We start from the raw sequence: 18158 nt of genomic DNA on the forward strand, positions 1-18158 counted from the left end.
GCATCTATGATGCGTCAGTGTGAGCTTGTGGAGCGCGTTCGGCGATATAAGTCTGACGTGGATGAGGATTTATTAAATAAAGCTTATGATTACGCAATGCAAAAGCATGGTCATCAGAAGCGCGCGTCAGGTGATCTCTATTTTTCTCATCCTTTGGAAGTAGCTGCTATTTTGACAGATATGCGGTTAGATGAGGCAACAATTGCTGTTGCCCTGTTACATGATACAATTGAAGATACAAGTGCTACACGGGTAGAAATTGACCAGCTTTTTGGTTCTGAGATTGGCAAGCTAGTTGAAGGGCTTACAAAACTTAATAAGCTTGATCTGGTATCAAAGAAGGCTGTACAGGCAGAAAATCTCCGTAAGCTTCTTATCGCTATTTCCGACGATGTTCGTGTTCTTTTGGTAAAACTTGCAGATCGTCTTCATAATATGCGTACTCTTGGTGTTATGCGTGATGATAAACGTAGAAGAATTGCTGAAGAGACAATGGATATTTATGCGCCGCTTGCTGGGCGTATGGGTATGCAAGATATGCGCGAGGAATTAGAAGATCTCTCTTTTTTTTATTTGAATCCAGAAGGTTATCATACTATCACCAATCGACTTTCTGAATTATCGAAACGAAACCGCGATTTGCTTTCTACAATCGAAAATGAATTGACAAAACTTTTTTTGGAGAATGGTATTAAAGCTGATGTTAAAAGCCGTCAAAAAAAATCTTATTCAGTATTCCGTAAAATGGAAAGCAAGGCATTATCTTTTGAGCAATTATCTGATATTTATGGGTTTCGTGTAATTGTTGAAACGGTGAATGACTGCTATCGTTCTCTTGGTGTCATTCACACTACGTGGCCAATGGTTCCTGGTCGTTTTAAAGATTACATTTCTATTCCAAAGCAAAATGATTATCGTTCCATTCATACAACGATTGTTGGACCTTCAAGGCAGCGCGTTGAATTACAGATTCGAACTGCTGCTATGGATGAAATTGCGGAATATGGCGTTGCTGCGCATTCTATTTACAAAGATCATGGTTCTAATTATTCGAATTCAAAATTGTCAAGTGAGACAAATGCTTATGCATGGTTACGTCAAACAATTCAATCCTTGTCAGATGGAGATAGTCCAGAAGAATTTTTAGAACACACAAAACTTGAGCTTTTTCAAGATCAAGTTTTCTGTTTTACTCCAAAAGGTCGATTAATTGCGTTTCCACAAGGTGCAACACCTATTGATTTTGCGTATGCAGTTCATACCGACATCGGTGATTCCTGTGTGGGAGTAAAAATCAACGGTCGCATTATGCCTCTAATGACCAAATTACAAAATGGTGATGAGGTTGATATTATACGTTCACAAGCTCAAATCCCGCCAGCAGCGTGGGAAGCTTTTGTGGTAACGGGAAAGGCACGTTCAGCTATTCGCCGGGCAACTCGTGCAGCGGTTCGTAGGCAATATTCTGGTTTAGGATATCGTATTTTAGAGCGTTCATTTGAATATGTAGGAAAACAGTTCTCAAAGGATGTACTTAAGCAGGTTTTACCGCGTTTGGCACACAAAGATGTGGAAGATGTATTGGCCGCTGTTGGACGTGGTGAGTTGCCTTCTTCCGATGTAATTAAAGCAGTTTATCCTGACTATCAGGATCACCGTATAACACAGAAATCTTCCTTTAAATCTGGAGAAGAGGGATGGTTCAATATTGAAAATGCTCAGGGTATGATTTTTAAAGTTCCAGAAAATGAAAAAAGTGAAACAGTGGAGAGTAACACTCAGGTCAGAGCATTGCCTATTCGGGGGACACGTGGGGATATTCCAGTACGATTTTCTCCGGAAGGAGCTGTCCCAGGGGATCGGATTGTTGGCATTATGCAACCAGGGGCAGGGATTATTATTTATCCAATACAATCTTCGGCTTTGATGGCATATGATGATCAACCAGAACGATGGATTGATGTGCGATGGGATATCGATACTCAGATGAATGAACGTTTCCCCGCTCGGATTAATGTTTTGGCCGTTAATAGCCCTGGTTCTTTGGCTGAAACAACTCAGGTTATTTCTGCAAATGATGCCAACATTCAAAATCTATCTTTTATCCGTACCGCACCAGATTTCACAGAAATTATGATCGATTTAGAAGTTTGGGATTTAAAACATTTGAATCGTATTTTTTCTCAATTAAGAGAAGCAAATTCAGTTAGCGCAGTGCGCCGAGTTCATGGATAAAAACGAAAGATTTTGCAATGAACACACAAGATGTTATTGATATTTTTAAGCAAGCAGATGCTATTTTAGAAGGACATTTTATTTTAACATCAGGTCGTCATAGCGCTGTTTATATGCAGAAGGCGAAGGTTTTTATGCATGCAGATTTAACAGAAAGATTATGTGTTGGATTAGCTGAAAAGATTAAAAGATGTATTCATAAAAAAATTGATTATGTTGTTGGGCCTGCGATTGGTGGTCTTATTCCATCGTATGAGACTTCACGTCATCTTGGTGTTCCTTCTATTTGGGTAGAACGTGTTAATGGTGTTTTTCAGCTGCGTCGTTTTGATATCAATAAAGGTGCTCGTGTTGTTATCATCGAAGATATTGTGACAACGGGTCTTTCTATTCGTGAGACGGTTTCAGCTTTAATTTCTGTAGGAGCGGACGTTTTAGCAAGCGCATGTATCTTTGATCGTTCTGGTGGTAAGGTTGATGTTGGAGTTCCGTTAATTTCCCTTGCTGAGTACGAGCTAGTCTCTTATTCTAGTGATGCATTACCCGCTGAGCTTGCTATGATTCCGGCAGTCAAACCAGGAAGTCGAAATATTTAAAAATACTTACTGTCTTTATATTTTTTTATTTTTGTGTAAGAACTTGGTGCAACAATAAGAATTGCCTCTTTTCGTAAGACATATATTGAGAATCATATGCTTTTTCGCCGTCGAGAACCAACAGATTTTATTAAGCGTATTCGACTTTGGTTATGGCCACGTCGTTCATTTTCTCGCTCATTTAGCTATCTGCGAAAGCGTGTTTTGCGTATATCAGCAACGCCGCATAAAGTGGCTTTAGGTTTTGCTATCGGTATTTTTTTAGCATGTTCTCCTCTTTTGGGAGTGCATATTATCTTGGCAGTATTTTTTTCTTGGATTTTGCGTGGTAATTTTGCTGCTGCGATAATTGGGACTGTTTTTTCTAATCCATTGACATTTCTTTTGATCATAATGGCTGATTATAAGGTAGGATATTTATGTTTGTCGCTCTTTAGCGATATGAATGAGATTTCTCTTTCTCAAATCCGCATTTTGTTTGATGGTTTAACGCTCTCCAATATGTCTTTGCTTTTTAAGGGCACATGGAGTTCGATTATGAGGCCGATGATTTTAGGTGGTATACTTCTAGGTTTTGTTTTTGGTAGCTTATCCTACATAAGCGTCTACAGAGCTATAGCTCGTTTTCAACGAAAACGATATCAGAAAATTATGAAAAAAAAATGCTCATGGCAAGAAAACTCAGGTAATATTATATGATAGTTAGTCTTGGAAGCGACCTTATCGATATAAGACGTATCGAGAAGATATTGGCTCGTTATGGTAATCGTTTTATTCAACGTATCTTTACGGATGCTGAGAGGAGCAAATCTGAAAACTCTTTTAAAAAAAACTCTTTTTATGCAAAAAGGTTTGCTGCTAAAGAAGCGTGTGCTAAGGCCTTAGGAACTGGAATTGCTTGTGGTATCAGGTGGAAGGATATAGGAGTGATAAATTTGCCATCTGGAAAGCCAACCATAGAATTAACTAATTGTGCGCAATTACAATTACAAAAATTATCACCTCCTCACCATGAGGCTATTATTCATCTTAGCATAACGGATGATTTTCCTTGGGCGCAGGCATTTGTTATTATTGAAGCAGTTTCAAGGGGATAGATGCAGGTAGATATTGTTCTTTTGATGTTCGAACAATATGATGAAGAAGATAAATTGTGTTTATGATTAAGAAGGTAATTTGTAATGGTTCAGAAAGAAAAGACGCATAAAAAGAAAGAAGATGGAATCCTCGATTTTATTTTCGTTTTAATACAGGCTCTCTTTTTGGCTGCGTTTATTCGTACGCTTTTTTTTCAGCCTTTTAGCATTCCCTCCGGTTCAATGCGTCCAACTTTGTTAATAGGAGATTATCTTTTTGTTTCTAAGTATGCATACGGATATTCTCATTTTTCTATTCCTTTTTCTCCTCCTATTTTTTCAGGACGTATTTTTTCATCTCAGCCTCGTCGTGGCGATGTTGTTGTTTTCCGTTTGCCGAGTAATCCAGACATTGATTATATAAAACGTGTCGTTGGACTTCCTGGTGATCGTGTACAAGTTCGTAAAAGTGTCCTCTATATTAATGATGAGGCCGTTTCACGTAACTTTCTTGGAAGAGTTAATAATCCTGATATAACAGAAGTGAATTATCCTGTTGATGTTTATCGCGAAACAATGTCCAATGGTGTCAGTTATGATACACTTGATTTAGGTTTCTTCCCACAAGTTGATGAAACAAAAGTCTTTGAAGTTCCTCAGGGACACTATTTTATGATGGGCGATAATCGCGATAATTCTGATGATAGCCGTTTGGATGTTGGTTATGTTCCAGAGGAAAATCTTGTTGGCCGAGCAAGTTTGATTTTTTTCTCTATCAGCAATGGTTCAAGTGCGTGGAAAATTTGGCGTTGGCCGTTTGATATACGTTGGAAGCGTTTGTTTTCTTTCATTAATACAGTTCATGATTTACCGCTTGATAAGCAGGGGATCAAAGATGAACAATTCGATAATTAATCAGCTTGAAAGACTGACTGGGTATCATTTTAAAGATAAAGATAAATTAAAAAGGGCGTTAACTCATTCTAGTGTACAAGATCCAGAGAATGGGAATTATGAGCGATTAGAATTTTTAGGTGATCGAATTCTTGGACTTTTAATTGCAGAAATGCTGTATGAATTTTTTCCACGAGCGAGTGAAGGTGAGCTATCGGTACGTTTGAATGGTTTGGTAAATGCACAGACGTGTGCTGATATTGCACTGGAAATGGGGATTCCTGATATGATACATGTTGGTTTTGAGATGAAAAGCTTAGAAGGTCGAAGACTCACCAATATGTATGCAGATGTCGTTGAATCTCTTATTGCTGTAATATACCTTGGTGGGGGATTGGAAAGTGTTCGTCCTTTCATTCGAAAATATTGGCAGAATCGGGCGAAACAGATGGATGCTGGTCGACGTGATGCGAAAACAGAATTGCAGGAATGGGCTCATGTGCAGGGAAGTGCACAGCCACATTATCGTGTCGTAAAGCGTGATGGTCCGGATCACGATCCTGTTTTCGTCGTAGAGGTAAGTATTTCTGGTTTTGCACCGGAAATTGGAAAGGGTCCTTCTAAAAGATATGCTGAAAGAATGGCAGCTGAAAAAATTTTACGACGAGAGGGAATATGGAAAACATCGGTGAAAAATAATCATGGATGATGTTATCAAAACGCGTTCTGGTTTTGTTATACTCATTGGGCTACCTAATGTTGGTAAGTCGACGTTGGTTAATCAGTTAGTTGGAACGAAAATTTCAATTGTAACGCATAAAGTACAAACTACACGAACTTTGATTCGTGGTATTGTCATTCACGATGATGCTCAGATTGTGTTGATTGATACACCAGGTGTTTTTCGTCCTCATAAACTGCTAGAACGTGCCATGGTATCTGCTGCTTGGGGGGGGGTAAAGGGTGCTGATGTTCTTCTCATTTTGATAGATGTTCAGAGTGGCCTTTCAGATGAAGTTTGTGCAATGTTGGATATTGTAAAAACAGTTAAGCAGGATAAGATTCTTGTTCTTAATAAAATTGATACGGTTGCTAAACCTTTTCTTTTGGAACTTACTGCAAAAATTAACAAACGGGTAGAATTTTTGCAGACATTTATGGTGTCAGCCTTGAATGGTTCTGGTTGTAAAGATTTGCTTCATGCACTGAGCAAAATGATGCAAAAAGGGCCGTGGCATTATCCCGAAGATCAAATTTCTGATATGCCCATGCGCCAACTTGCTGCTGAAATCACACGGGAAAAACTTTTTCTTCGTTTTCATGATGAACTTCCCTATTCTTCGACTGTTGAAACAGAAAATTGGGAAGAATATTTAGACGGTTCAGTCAAAATTAATCAGGTCATTTATGTAGAGCGCGATAGCCAGAAAAAAATTATTCTAGGAACAAAAGGAGATGCAATTAAGGCAGTTGGTCAGGCAGCACGTAAGGAATTGATGGAAATTTTGGATCAGAAGGTTCACCTTTTTCTATTTGTAAAAGTGCGTAGTAATTGGGATACAGATTCAGAGCGTTATCGTGAGATGGGATTAAATTTTTTAAAGTAAGATGAAATGGAAAGAACCTGCCATTATACTTGGCACACGTAAGTACGGTGAAACAAGTGTGATACTTGAAATTATGACGCGCCAGCATGGCCGTTACATGGGAGTAGTAAAAGGAGGACGTTCTCGTCGTATGGCGGCGCTTCTACAACCGGGGAATTTTGTAGAAGCTGAATGGTGGGCGCGCTTGGATGAACATTTGGGGATTTTTAGACTTGAGGCGCTTGATTTACATGCTGCACGATTAATTATCTTACCGGAGGCACTTTATTCCTTGCAGTTAATAGCATTGCATTTGCGCCTTTTACCTGAGCGTGATCCGCATCCAATTTTGTATGATATTTTATATCTTTTTATGCAAAATTTTGATGAACCATTCGTAAATGCTGAATTATCTGTTCGTTTTGAAATGCATCTCCTTGAAGAACTTGGTTTTGGTATTGATTTATCTAGCTGTGTTGTAACGGGTGTCAGAGAAGGACTCTGCTATGTATCGCCAAAATCAGGACGTGCTGTCTGCGAAGAAGCAGGACGTCCTTGGAAAGAGAAGCTCTTGATTTTACCGCAGTTTCTTGTGCAAAGAACTACCCGTCCTGTTGATTTTAACGACATAATGAACGGATTTGTTTTAACAGGATTTTTTTTAACGAGGCATATTTGGGAGCCGAGGAACATACAGCATCCATCGGTGCGCATCAATCTAATACAATTGTTTGAGCGACGATTTCGTACAAAAACATTGATTTGTTGATTTGATTAAAGTGAGTCAAATATGAAAATGAAAATCCTAAAAACAATTGCTAAAGTACGAAAATGTCTTGCGGAGGAAAGACAGTTGGGACACTCCATTGGTTTTGTTCCAACTATGGGCGCATTGCATGATGGTCATCTTGCATTAATCCAGCAAGCAATGGCAATGTGTGATCGAGTATTGGTTTCAATTTTTGTCAATCCAAAACAATTTGATCTTCATGAAGATTTTGATAAATATCCGAGAGATTTGTTAGGTGATTATTCTTTATTAGAAAAAACAGGTGTTGAATATGTTTTCGCTCCTTCTGTAGAAGAGATGTGGCCACTTGGCAATGAGACAATTGTTAAGGTGGAAAAATTATCGCGAATTTTGATAGGAAGATTGCGTCCGAGACATTTTTGTGGTGTTGCTAGTGTTGTTGCTAAGCTTTTTAACATTGTTCAGCCAGATAAAGCCTTTTTTGGAGAAAAAGATTTTCAACAGATCATGATTATTCGTCGTATGGTTAAAGATTTAGCTTTTCCTATTGAAATTGTTGGAGTGCCTATTTTACGTGAAGATGATGGTGTGGCGAGATCTTCACGTAATCAGCTTTTAACATTAGAGGATCGTAATGCTGCAAGAATTATTCCTAAAAGCGGTAAAGCTGCTGAGAAACTTTATCACCAAGGTGAGAGATCTGTTAATAAATTATGCAAAGTTGTTCGTGATATTCTGCGACAAGAATCGCGTGCGATTGTTGAATCAGTTGATTTACGAGATATGGAAACTTTATGCACGATCAAAGGAAGACTGGATAAGCCTGCAGTTTTATTATTAACTGTTCGCTTTAGGGATGTTAGGCTTATTGACCAATATATATTGCAACAGAAGAGCTAAAAAATGAATGCACACAAAGCTATAAAACGTACTACTGCTTCTAAAATACGGTCAAGAAAAGGACAAGAGCCGATCGTCGCTTTAACAGCTTATCAGGCTTATACTGCGCGGATTGCGGATCCATATTGCGATTTTCTTTTGGTTGGTGATAGTGTAGGGATGGTTGTGTATGGATTTGATACAACACTTCCTGTGAGTGTGGATATGATGATTTTGCATGCACAGGCAGTTGTGCGTGGATCTAAGAGGGCACTTGTTGTTGTGGATATGCCTTTTGGCTCTTATGAAGAGAGCAAAGAACAAGCTTTTCTCAATGCATCGCGTATTCTCGCAGAAACGGGGTGTGGTGCGGTGAAGCTTGAAGGAGGTGTTTATATGGCGGAAACAATTGATTTTTTGTGCAAACGCGGCATTCCAGTTATGGGGCATATTGGTCTCACTCCACAGGCGGTAAATCGTTTTGGAGGGTTTAGGACGCAGGGAGGTAAGAAAGGGGATTGGAAAAAGATCGAAGATGATGGTGCGGCGATTGAAGATGCAGGTGCTTTTTCTGTTGTTATTGAAGGGGTTGTAGAACCTTTAGCAGTAAAGCTTACAGAAAAACTGTCTATTCCCACTATTGGTATTGGTGCATCTAATCAGTGCGATGGACAGATATTGGTGATGGAAGATATGTTGGGCTATGGTGCTTATGCACCTAAGTTTGTGCGCCGTTATGGTGCTATTGAACAAGTTGTGGAGACTGCGATCAAGAATTATGCAAATGATGTTAGATCGCGCGCTTTTCCGAATGATACAGAAGTTTATAAATTAGAGTTGAATTCAATTTAATACAAAAGCATTCTCAAAAGAATGTATGCTGAAAAATTATAATCGGTGTGTATTTCTTTTATTTAAAAGAGAAAGATATGATTGTTTCTCTTATTTTAGCATATTTCCCATCTTAGGCGATACACATCTTTTTATTTCTTATGCTCAATTTAAACAGTGAGTTTTTAGGTAGTAAGTTATAGCGAATATCAAAAATCTAGTAATTCTAAAAAAATTATCGATGATGTAAAGGCGAAAATAGAAGGATAAGGAAGCTAGATTTTTTGATGTTGAGGTTATTGAAACAGATTGAGAAGTTATACTAAATTTGTTACGTGGAGTATGGTTCAAATTTTGTTCATTAGGCATTTTGTATACGTTTTTTATGGTTTGTATTTTTCCCTATAACAACTTTAAAGGATGAAATTATATCACCGATGACGTATTCTGGTGCATAATGAAAAAAAGCATGGCTGTTTTATTTTGAAAAGAATTTTAAAATATTGTCTCTGCCAAAAGTGAATGCTGTACAATACAATAGATATTCTCTCCTTTCTTTTTGGCTATTCCAACATGTAATATAAACGAGCCCATGCGCGATACTTTCGATCTCGATATCAAATAGAGAAAAATTTAGTAAATCAGTTTGCTGTTCTGAAAGCATCCTTCACTAAACACACTCTTCTTCGTTTTTGGATAATGCATATTTAGCAATTAGTTAATTTTCTCAGTGCTTTCAGGAAAAGTAAAGTTCATATTTTCAGCAATACTTATTGTGACAGGGTAGTTTTTTACTGTAAACGGAATACCGTTATCCATAGCATCTTTGACATGATCAATACGCATTAAAGTTAAGGCTTCATTTCCAGCGCATGTCCCTAGGCAACCAAGCACCTTAGTTCCTGCCTCTACATTGGATTCTGGAATCAATTTGTTTTGGCTTTTTACTACTAAAACACGGCGACGTGCTGTGCTTCTGTGATGCATTCGAGAAATAACTTCTTGTCCAATATAACAACCTTTATTAAATGTTAATCCACCTATTTGATCGTAATTAATATCGTGTGGAAAGACTTTACCTATTTCATAATCTTTACCACTTTCTGCGATTGCATAACGGATACGCATTTTGTCCCAATTACTATTATAATCGATAGCAAAAGAAGGTATTTCCCCGTAAATTCTTCTTATTTTTTCTTTTTGTGGAAATCTCTTATCAACAAAACTTAAGCTACAATCTGAGATATCCATTTCATTGTTCCAGAAAACTGTAACAACCTCTTGTAATGGTTGTGTAATCTCTACATTTGAATGTAATTTGTAAAGAAGCAGCTGTTTCTGAAAAGAATCGGCTAAAGATGTATTAATATCAATCAAATAACCATAATCTATCTTACCGATTAAAAAATCAGCAACAACTTTTCCTTGTGGGGATAAGAGGGCTCCAGGAAAAATTTCTTGTGATCCAATTCTTTTGACATCTGTTGTAATGAGAATTTGCAGAAAATGTGTTGCTTCTTCACCTGTAACTTTAATAATTTTACGATTGTTTAAGAAAACGGCATTTTGTTTTTCAATCATGGTTCTTGCCTTTTTTTCCAAAGTTACCTAATCGATATAGGAAAGATATATTTAGAGGGTATGTATAGCCATGTCTAAGACATTTGATACAATTTTTAAAGGGGCAATGCTTGTCAATCATGATGGAAAAAGCAAGCGTGACGTTGGCGTTATTAATGGTTGTATTGCTGAAATTGGTGATCTTACATGCGCCTTTGCTGATGAAGTTATTGATTGTACAGGGCTTCATATCTTACCTGGAATCATCGATAGCCAAGTTCATTTTCGTGAGCCAGGGGGTGAGCATAAGGAAGATTTAGAAAGTGGTTCATATTCTGCGGTTTTGGGAGGAGTGACAGCGGTTTTTGAAATGCCAAATACCAATCCATTAACTACTTCAGAAGAAGCATTGGCTGATAAGGTTAAACGTGGATTTCATCGTATGCATTGTGATTTTGCATTTTGGGTTGGGGGAACGCGTGAAAATATGCATGAATTAGCAGATCTCGAAAAACTTCCTGGTGCAGCTGGAATTAAAGTATTTATGGGCTCTTCCACAGGAGATCTTCTGGTAGATGATGATGAAAGTGTGCGTTTTATTTTGGAAAATACACGCCGTCGTACAGCTTTTCATTCTGAAGATGAAACGAGGCTCAAGGAGCGTAAAATGCTTTGCGTTGAAGATAATCCAGCATCACATCCGATTTGGCGCGATGAAGTTGTAGCATTAAAATGTACACAGCGTTTAGTTAAAATTGCACATGAAACAAAGTCACGCATTCATGTTTTGCATCTTTCTACGGCAGAAGAAATTGATTTTTTAAAAAATCATAAAGATGTTGCAACAATTGAAGTTACCCAGCACCATCTAACCTTGACAGCTGATGATTATAAACGATTTGGAACATTGATTCAAATGAATCCCCCTATACGTGGGAGGAACCACCTTGAATCTCTCTGGTATGGTGTTCAGCAGGGTATTGTTGATGTTTTGGGTTCAGATCATGCACCACATACACTTGAAGAAAAGCACAAGCCTTACCCTTCTTCTCCTTCGGGGATAACAGGTGTACAGACAACAACAGCAATCATGTTGACACATGTAAATGCGGGAAAGATATCTCTTGAGCGTTTTGTTGATATGACTTCACATGGGCCAAGTCGTGTTTTTGGCATAAGCCGTAAAGGACGCCTTGCTGTTGGATATGATGCTGATTTGACCATTGTTGATCTTAAACGGGAAGAGATTATTACAAATGAATTAATTGGTTCGCGTGCAGGTTGGACGCCTTACGACGGTAAAAGGGTTAAGGGGTGGCCGATTGGGACCATTGTTCGTGGTATGCGTGTCATGTGGGAAGGTGAAATTATTACACCTTCACAAGGCGAGCCTATCAAGTTTGTAGAATCTTTTGCATGATAAGATACAAAATGTATGCTTCTCAGAAGTTAACCCCGTTACACTGATACTGATTTTCTCACCAATGTCATTAGTGCAATGTAATTATGATAATTTCTATTTGATTGTACTAATTGAGGGAACAATAGTTTTGTTATCAGCTAATTATTTGGATGAATGATAAGACTTTCAGACAAAGATTTACCTTCTTTAATGTATCTTTTGTTTGCTTCTATTGCTGATTGAGTACAATGATGATAATTTTCTGAAAAAGCACGATAAGCTTCATTAAATGCTTCATAAAAATAAGCACGCCTTTGCGGTACTGGGTTTTCTACCTCAATTAATGCTACCATATGATTATACCACTTATTTGTTGGAGTAGAACAAATGTTTTGTATGTAGTGTAAAGATCCTAAAATTTCTGCTAGCCGTAGCAATTTTCTATCATATGATGGGGATTGTTGTGCAAAAGATGGCATTGAGGTTAAAAAAAATGTTATAATATATATTCTTATCAATGCGTTAAACATTATAATTTAGTTCTCCTTATTTAATAGATTTCTGCGCATTTACCATTATAGATAGGATTATTGTGCAATTGAACATATGCCAAAATGTATGACACAAATATTTTTATTATTATCGATAGGGAATACGCTATGAAATTTAAAATATTAAGAGACAGCAAGAAAATGATTATAGGAATATTAAAAATTTTTACAAAATTTTATAGGGTTAAAAATTTCGAATTTTCTGCATGTAATATGTAATTTCATTAGTTTGCTGTGTATTTACGCGTTATTAAAAGGCTTCCATTCTAGATTTACCATTAAGGAAAAAGTGTAATTTCTATCAGTAAAATGGGTTTGTATTGCAATGGATGATGGATACAACGTAATGGTGTCGTTAATGGAGTATGATTATGAGAGAATTGCGATTTTATAATACGCTTACACGCAAAAAAGAAAAATTTATACCCATAGATTCTGCCAAGGTACGCCTTTATGTCTGCGGTCCAACAGTGTATGACTATGCCCATATAGGCAATGCTCGTCCTGTGATAGTTTTTGATGTTTTATTTCGTTTATTGCGTCATGTTTATGGTAGCGATCACGTTATATATGTACGTAATATTACGGATGTGGATGATAAGATTAATGCAAGAGCAGCTTGCGAATATCCAGATTTAGAGCTGAACGATGCCATCCACCAATTAACTGAGCGCACATATTTTCAATTTCAACAAGATACGATAGCGCTGGGTTGTTTATTGCCAACTAGTCAACCACGCGCAACCGATCATTTGGATGATATGTGCTCTTTAATTGAAAGATTGCTTGAAAGGGGGCACGCTTACATAGCAGAAAATCATGTATTATTTTCTGTGAGCAGCATGAAACATGATCCTCATTATGGTACGTTTGCAGGACGTTCTCTGTATGAGATGAGAGCTGGTGCACGTGTTGATGTTGCTTCTTATAAAAGGGATGACATGGATTTTGTATTATGGAAGCCATCTGAGAAAGGAGAACCAGGATGGAGGTCACCAGCAGGAATTTCCGGCTTAGGCCGTCCTGGATGGCATATTGAATGTTCTGCAATGTCGATGGCAAAGCTGCTGGTTCCTTACGGTGGAGGCTTAACGTGTGATGATCCAAAAGAAAATATTTTTGATATCCACGGAGGTGGTATTGATTTAATTTTTCCTCACCACGAAAATGAGATTGCACAAAGTTGTTCCGCTTTTGGAACTGAACGAATGGCTAATTTTTGGATGCATAACGGTTTTTTGCATATTGAAGGAAAAAAGATGTCTAAAAGCCTTGGAAATTTTATAACTATTCGTTCTATTTTAGAGAGGAATTTTTTTGATCTCGATAATGTTGTAACGGATGAAAATAAACAAGAATGGGCTGGTTTAGCAGTACGTTTTTCGATGTTGCAAACGCATTATCGTGAACCGTTAAATTGGACAGATCGGCGTTTAATACAATCTAGTCACGAATTGTATCGTTGGTATGAATTGCTTCGTTGCAAAAGGGAATGTTTCGAAAAAAATGAAGTTTTGGATGATTCTTTCATAAAAGCATTGTGTGATGATCTCAATACTCCGAATGTATTTACTTTTTTACGACAATTTTATAAGGCAGGAAATACTGTTGCTCTTGCAAATGGAATGAATTTATTAGGATTATTGCGACAAGATTGGATTAAAGAAGAAGAATGCTCATTATTTGTAAAAAAAAATTCTCTTGATCAAAAATTTATTTATAAGCGCATTGCAGAAAGGCTACGATTTATCCACAATAAAGAGTGGGAAGCTGCTGATGCCATTCGTGATGAGCTTGCGATGAAGGGGATTCTATTAAAAGATAACAAAGATCCACGGACTGGTGAGCGTGTAACTGTGTGGGAAATAAAACGGTTCTAATATTCATATTTCAAGAGTCTTTACAAAAAGAAAAAGATAAGTAGGGTTTCTATGATGAGTATGTTACATCGTAAATGAAGCAGTACGATTTTGGGAAGAATTTTAAAAGTTGTGTAAAATTTAAAAGTATATTTGCAGAAAGATAGCATGAAAATACAGACAAAAAATAATGAACTTTATTCTGGATTATTTCTTGTTCCTTTTTCAAAAACAGTCTAACCTCGAAAATTATGTATGGCTTATCAGAAATGTATAAAATAGAGACAATTTAACATAGAATAGCAAAGAGAGGGAGTGTTGTAGTGTTTATTGAGTGTGTGATAGAGAAGTAAAAGCTTTATGAAACGGAATGAAATGACAAAAACCGTGTCATCAAAGGCGGGGCAGACTCTGCGTACACTTTATAATCTGTGGCCTTACATGTGGCCGAAAGATCGGAGAGATCTGAAAATACGCGTTATATGGGCAGCGTTTTTTCTTATTTTGGCTAAGATAATTCTCATATCTGTACCGTATTTTTTCAAATATGCTACAGATTCACTCGGTGTGAGTTTTGCATTTCCTATGTGGTTTTCGTCTAGTTGGGTCATTCCCATTATGCTTGTTCTAGCTTACAATATCGCGCGTATTGTTCAAGCTGGACTAAACCAGTTACGTGATTCTCTTTTTGCAACTGTTGGACAATATGCTATTCGTCAATTAGCCTATAAGACTTTTGTGCATCTTCATGGGTTGTCTTTGCGATTTCACTTAGAAAGACGAACAGGGGGGCTTTCTCGTATTATTGAACGTGGCACGAAGGGAATTGAAGCTATCATTAGATTTTCAATTCTTAATACAGTACCAACGGTTTTGGAATTTGTTTTGACTGCACTCGTATTTTACATAAATTACGGTGGGCGCTATTTTTCCATAATTGTTGTGACAGTTGGTTTGTATACTTTGTTTACAATTAAGGCAAGTGATTGGCGTATCGGTATTCGGCAAAAAATGAATACAGCGGATACCGAGGCCAACACACGTGCTATTGATTCTCTTTTGAATTTTGAAACGGTTAAGTATTTTTGCAATGAGACTTTAGAAGCTCATCGTTTTGATTCTTCTATGGCAGGTTATGAAAAAGCTGCAACTAAAATTTGGACATCATTAAGCTGGCTTAACTTTGGTCAAGCTCTTATTTTTGGCATTGGAATGACGATCTTAATGCTAATGTCGGCTCATGAAGTTTTTCATGAAACCCAAACTTTGGGAGATTTTATTTTTATCAATGCATTTTTAATACAGCTTTCTGTTCCGCTAAATTTTATTGGTTTCATTTATCGTGAAGTTCGGCAAGGCTTAACAGATATTGAAGCCATGTTTGATCTTTTAGATGTTCAAGAGGATATCGTGGATAAACCAGATGCAAAACCACTAGTACTGGTTGATGGAAAGATTCGATTTAATCGGGTAAGGTTTTCCTATGATTCAGCTCGTCAGATTCTTAGAGATATTGATTTTGAAGTTCCTGGGGGGAAAACAGTGGCAATTGTTGGTCCATCAGGAGCTGGAAAATCGACGATTTCTCGATTACTTTTTCGATTTTATGATGTTGAGTCAGGTTCAATCACAATTGATGGACAGGATGTGCGTGATGTAACTCAGAAAAGTTTGCGTGAGGCTATCGGTATGGTACCTCAGGACACAGTGTTATTTAATGATACGATTGCATATAATATCTGTTATGGGCGTCCTAATGCTACAGACGAGGATATGCGACAAGCTGCTGAAATGGCACAGATATCAGAATTTATTGAAACACTTCCGGAAGGTTATCAATCTATGGTAGGTGAGCGTGGTCTCAAGCTGTCAGGCGGAGAAAAACAGCGTGTGGCTATTGCGCGGACATTATTAAAAGCTCCTCCGCTTCTTATTCTTGATGAAGCAACAGCAGCCCTCGATACAGCTACAGAACAAGAGATTCAACAGGCATTAGATATTGTAAGTCGTGGGCGCACAACATTAATTATTGCCCATCGTCTTTCTACTGTTGTAAACGCTGATGAGATTTTGGTTCTTAAAAATGGTCGTATTATTGAAAATGGAACTCATGCCGATCTTTTGCGCAAAAAAGGTTTATATGCTTCAATGTGGAATAAACAGCTTGAAGCATCACAAGCAGAAGAAAAGCTACGTAGAATGCGTGAAGAGGATGAGTTAGGCATTGTTAATCGTAAAAAATAAAATGAATAAAATAGCTTATAATCTTGTAATTAAAGCAATAAATTTAGGTGAACAAATAAGAATAAAAAATTTATTACATATTAAATTATATCTATGAATAGGAAATTATATGAGTATTCTACAATCTGTCCTTAATGGCTTTGTTCCAATTCATAAAGAAGGTTATCCCTTTATTGTGGTGTTTTTTGTTGCGTCGCTCATTCTTGGTTGGGTATGGGGACCGTTGTTTTGGTTTGGGCTTATTTTAACAGTATGGTGTGTATATTTTTTTCGTGATCCAGAGCGTGTTGTACCTTTGAGTTCAAATTTGGTTATTTCTCCTGCTGATGGACGTATCTCATTTGTTGAGAAATGTATTCCACCTGAAGATTTAGGATTGGGTGATGAGGAGATGATTCGTATTTCCGTGTTTATGAACATCTTTTCATGCCATATAAACCGTATTCCTGTAAGTGGTACAGTAAATTCTATTGTTTATCGTCCAGGTCAATTTGCTAATGCTGAGCTTGATAAGTCTAGTCAGTTTAACGAGCGTAATGTAATGGTAATTGACAGTAAACATGGTAAAATTGGTACAGTTCAAATAGCAGGAATGTTTGCTCGCAGAATTGTTTGTTGGCTAAGAGAAAATGATTCAGTTACAGTTGGACAGCGCTTTGGATTGATTCGTTTTGGTTCCCGCCTTGATATTTATATCCCAACAGAAGTCAAATTGTTTGTTTCAGTTGGACAAACAGCAATTGCTGGGGAAACGGTCTTAGGTTCTTTTGATGATACAAGTACTACATTTGACTTCAGATTTGATTAGGAAAGACGATGGGAAATTTTTCACTATTTTCTTCATTTAATCCTGAAGAGTCGCATGATGATGTCGCAAATCGGTGGCGTTCTCCTACGCCGATGCGGTATATTATCCCTAATGTCATAACTATTTTGGCGATTTGTGCGGGGATGAGCAGTATCCGTCTAGCTTTTGAAAATTGTTATGAAGCCGCCATTTTAATGGTACTTTTGGCAGCAATTTTAGATGGTGCGGATGGACGTGTCGCTCGTTTTATTGATGGAAGTTCATCGTTTGGAGCACAGATGGATTCTCTTGCTGACGTTATTAATTTTGGTGTTGCTCCGGCTCTTATTGTTTATTCTTTTATTTTAACTCAAGCTTCTCAGGTTGGTTGGATTGCAGCACTCGTCTATTGTGTTGCTTGTTGTTTGCGATTAGCTCGTTTTAATGTGATGTTGGATAATGCTGATATGCCGAAATGGCAGGGAAATTACTTTGTTGGTGTCCCTGCACCAGCAGGAGCGCTACTGCTTTTATTACCTGTTTATTTAGGAGCTCTTGGTTTGAGACCAAGCTGGGGCTTGGCGTTGCTTTTTAGTCTTTATACTTTGGTGATTGCTTTTCTTTTGGTTAGTCGTTTGCCGGTATGGAGTGCAAAAATAATTGATCAAAATTTAAGGCGTGACATCGTTGTTCCAAGCATGCTTATTGTTGTTATTTATGTAGGGTTTCTTGCTACTTACACGTGGCATACTTTGTTAATAACAGCTGTAGGCTATATGATTTTTTTACCTTGTAGTTTTGTTGCTTATAATAAACGTGCTGCTTTGGAAGGGAAAAAAGCTGATTTTGAAGTTTTACCAAAAATATAGACTTCTGTGCTTTTTTTAGGAAGAAGAAAAGTTGAAGC

17 protein-coding genes are annotated in these 18158 nt (G+C 37.4%); 15 read left to right on the plus strand and 2 right to left on the minus strand.

Features of this window, described 5'->3' with window-relative positions:
• The first annotated feature begins 6 nt into the window (after positions 1-6).
• The 10 genes from V4P54_RS01650 (at position 7) to panB (ending at position 8869) form a co-directional block, all read left to right on the plus strand.
• Positions 7-2235 carry a RelA/SpoT family protein gene (locus V4P54_RS01650; protein WP_455477418.1) on the plus strand — a complete coding sequence of 743 codons (2229 nt, stop codon included), beginning with the start codon at positions 7-9 and terminating at the stop codon, positions 2233-2235.
• A 17-nt stretch (positions 2236-2252) separates the two neighbouring features.
• Entirely contained in the window at positions 2253-2831 is a 579-nt protein-coding gene (gene pyrE / locus V4P54_RS01655) for an orotate phosphoribosyltransferase (RefSeq protein WP_455477419.1), read from the plus strand.
• A 96-nt stretch (positions 2832-2927) separates the two neighbouring features.
• Positions 2928-3530: a DUF2062 domain-containing protein gene (locus V4P54_RS01660; RefSeq protein ID WP_455477420.1), complete on the plus strand. Its 603-nt coding sequence runs from the start codon at positions 2928-2930 to the stop codon at positions 3528-3530.
• A complete protein-coding gene (gene acpS / locus V4P54_RS01665; RefSeq protein WP_455477421.1) occupies positions 3527-3928 on the plus strand; it encodes a holo-ACP synthase in 402 nt (133 codons plus the stop codon). The genes V4P54_RS01660 and acpS overlap by 4 nt, the downstream gene beginning before the upstream one ends.
• Positions 3929-4012: 84 nt before the next feature.
• The gene (gene lepB, locus V4P54_RS01670; RefSeq protein WP_455477422.1) at positions 4013-4822 is read left to right on the plus strand and encodes a signal peptidase I; all 810 of its coding nucleotides are present in this window, start codon (positions 4013-4015) and stop codon (positions 4820-4822) included.
• Positions 4803-5510: a ribonuclease III gene (rnc, locus tag V4P54_RS01675; RefSeq protein WP_455477423.1), complete on the plus strand. Its 708-nt coding sequence runs from the start codon at positions 4803-4805 to the stop codon at positions 5508-5510. The genes lepB and rnc overlap by 20 nt, the downstream gene beginning before the upstream one ends.
• Positions 5503-6408 (plus strand): GTPase Era, encoded by a 906-nt coding sequence (era, locus tag V4P54_RS01680; protein ID WP_455477424.1) that lies wholly within the window; start codon positions 5503-5505, stop codon positions 6406-6408. The genes rnc and era overlap by 8 nt, the downstream gene beginning before the upstream one ends.
• Position 6409: 1 nt before the next feature.
• Positions 6410-7156 carry a DNA repair protein RecO gene (gene recO / locus V4P54_RS01685; protein ID WP_455477425.1) on the plus strand — a complete coding sequence of 249 codons (747 nt, stop codon included), beginning with the start codon at positions 6410-6412 and terminating at the stop codon, positions 7154-7156.
• A 27-nt stretch (positions 7157-7183) separates the two neighbouring features.
• Positions 7184-8038: a pantoate--beta-alanine ligase gene (gene panC / locus V4P54_RS01690; RefSeq protein WP_455477654.1), complete on the plus strand. Its 855-nt coding sequence runs from the start codon at positions 7184-7186 to the stop codon at positions 8036-8038.
• Between the two features lie 3 nt (positions 8039-8041).
• Positions 8042-8869, plus strand: coding sequence for a 3-methyl-2-oxobutanoate hydroxymethyltransferase (panB, locus tag V4P54_RS01695; RefSeq protein WP_455477426.1), 828 nt, complete (start codon positions 8042-8044; stop codon positions 8867-8869).
• A gap of 693 nt (positions 8870-9562) precedes the next feature.
• Here panB and ygfZ read toward each other — a convergent pair.
• Complete coding sequence (gene ygfZ, locus V4P54_RS01700; protein ID WP_455477427.1) at positions 9563-10429, minus strand: CAF17-like 4Fe-4S cluster assembly/insertion protein YgfZ; 867 nt, start codon at positions 10427-10429, stop codon at positions 9563-9565.
• A gap of 70 nt (positions 10430-10499) precedes the next feature.
• Between ygfZ and V4P54_RS01705 the strand changes: the two genes are divergently transcribed.
• Positions 10500-11828, plus strand: a complete 1329-nt coding sequence (locus tag V4P54_RS01705; RefSeq protein WP_455477428.1) for a dihydroorotase — start codon at positions 10500-10502, stop codon at positions 11826-11828.
• A gap of 140 nt (positions 11829-11968) precedes the next feature.
• Here V4P54_RS01705 and V4P54_RS01710 read toward each other — a convergent pair whose 3' ends face one another.
• Entirely contained in the window at positions 11969-12340 is a 372-nt protein-coding gene (locus V4P54_RS01710) for a TIGR02301 family protein (protein WP_455477429.1), read from the minus strand.
• A 392-nt stretch (positions 12341-12732) separates the two neighbouring features.
• On the opposite strand from V4P54_RS01710, the gene cysS reads away from it, so the two are divergent.
• The 4 genes from cysS to pssA all read left to right on the plus strand — a co-directional run bounded on the left by cysS (position 12733) and on the right by pssA (position 18120).
• Positions 12733-14241: a cysteine--tRNA ligase gene (gene cysS, locus V4P54_RS01715; protein ID WP_455477430.1), complete on the plus strand. Its 1509-nt coding sequence runs from the start codon at positions 12733-12735 to the stop codon at positions 14239-14241.
• Positions 14242-14580: 339 nt separating this feature from the next.
• Positions 14581-16464 (plus strand): ABCB family ABC transporter ATP-binding protein/permease, encoded by a 1884-nt coding sequence (locus tag V4P54_RS01720; protein ID WP_455477431.1) that lies wholly within the window; start codon positions 14581-14583, stop codon positions 16462-16464.
• A gap of 109 nt (positions 16465-16573) precedes the next feature.
• Complete coding sequence (locus V4P54_RS01725; RefSeq protein WP_455477432.1) at positions 16574-17272, plus strand: phosphatidylserine decarboxylase; 699 nt, start codon at positions 16574-16576, stop codon at positions 17270-17272.
• An 8-nt stretch (positions 17273-17280) separates the two neighbouring features.
• Positions 17281-18120 (plus strand): CDP-diacylglycerol--serine O-phosphatidyltransferase, encoded by an 840-nt coding sequence (gene pssA, locus V4P54_RS01730; protein ID WP_455477433.1) that lies wholly within the window; start codon positions 17281-17283, stop codon positions 18118-18120.
• Positions 18121-18158: the final 38 nt, after the last annotated feature.

The sequence above is a fragment of the Bartonella sp. B41 genome (genome assembly GCF_053795765.1).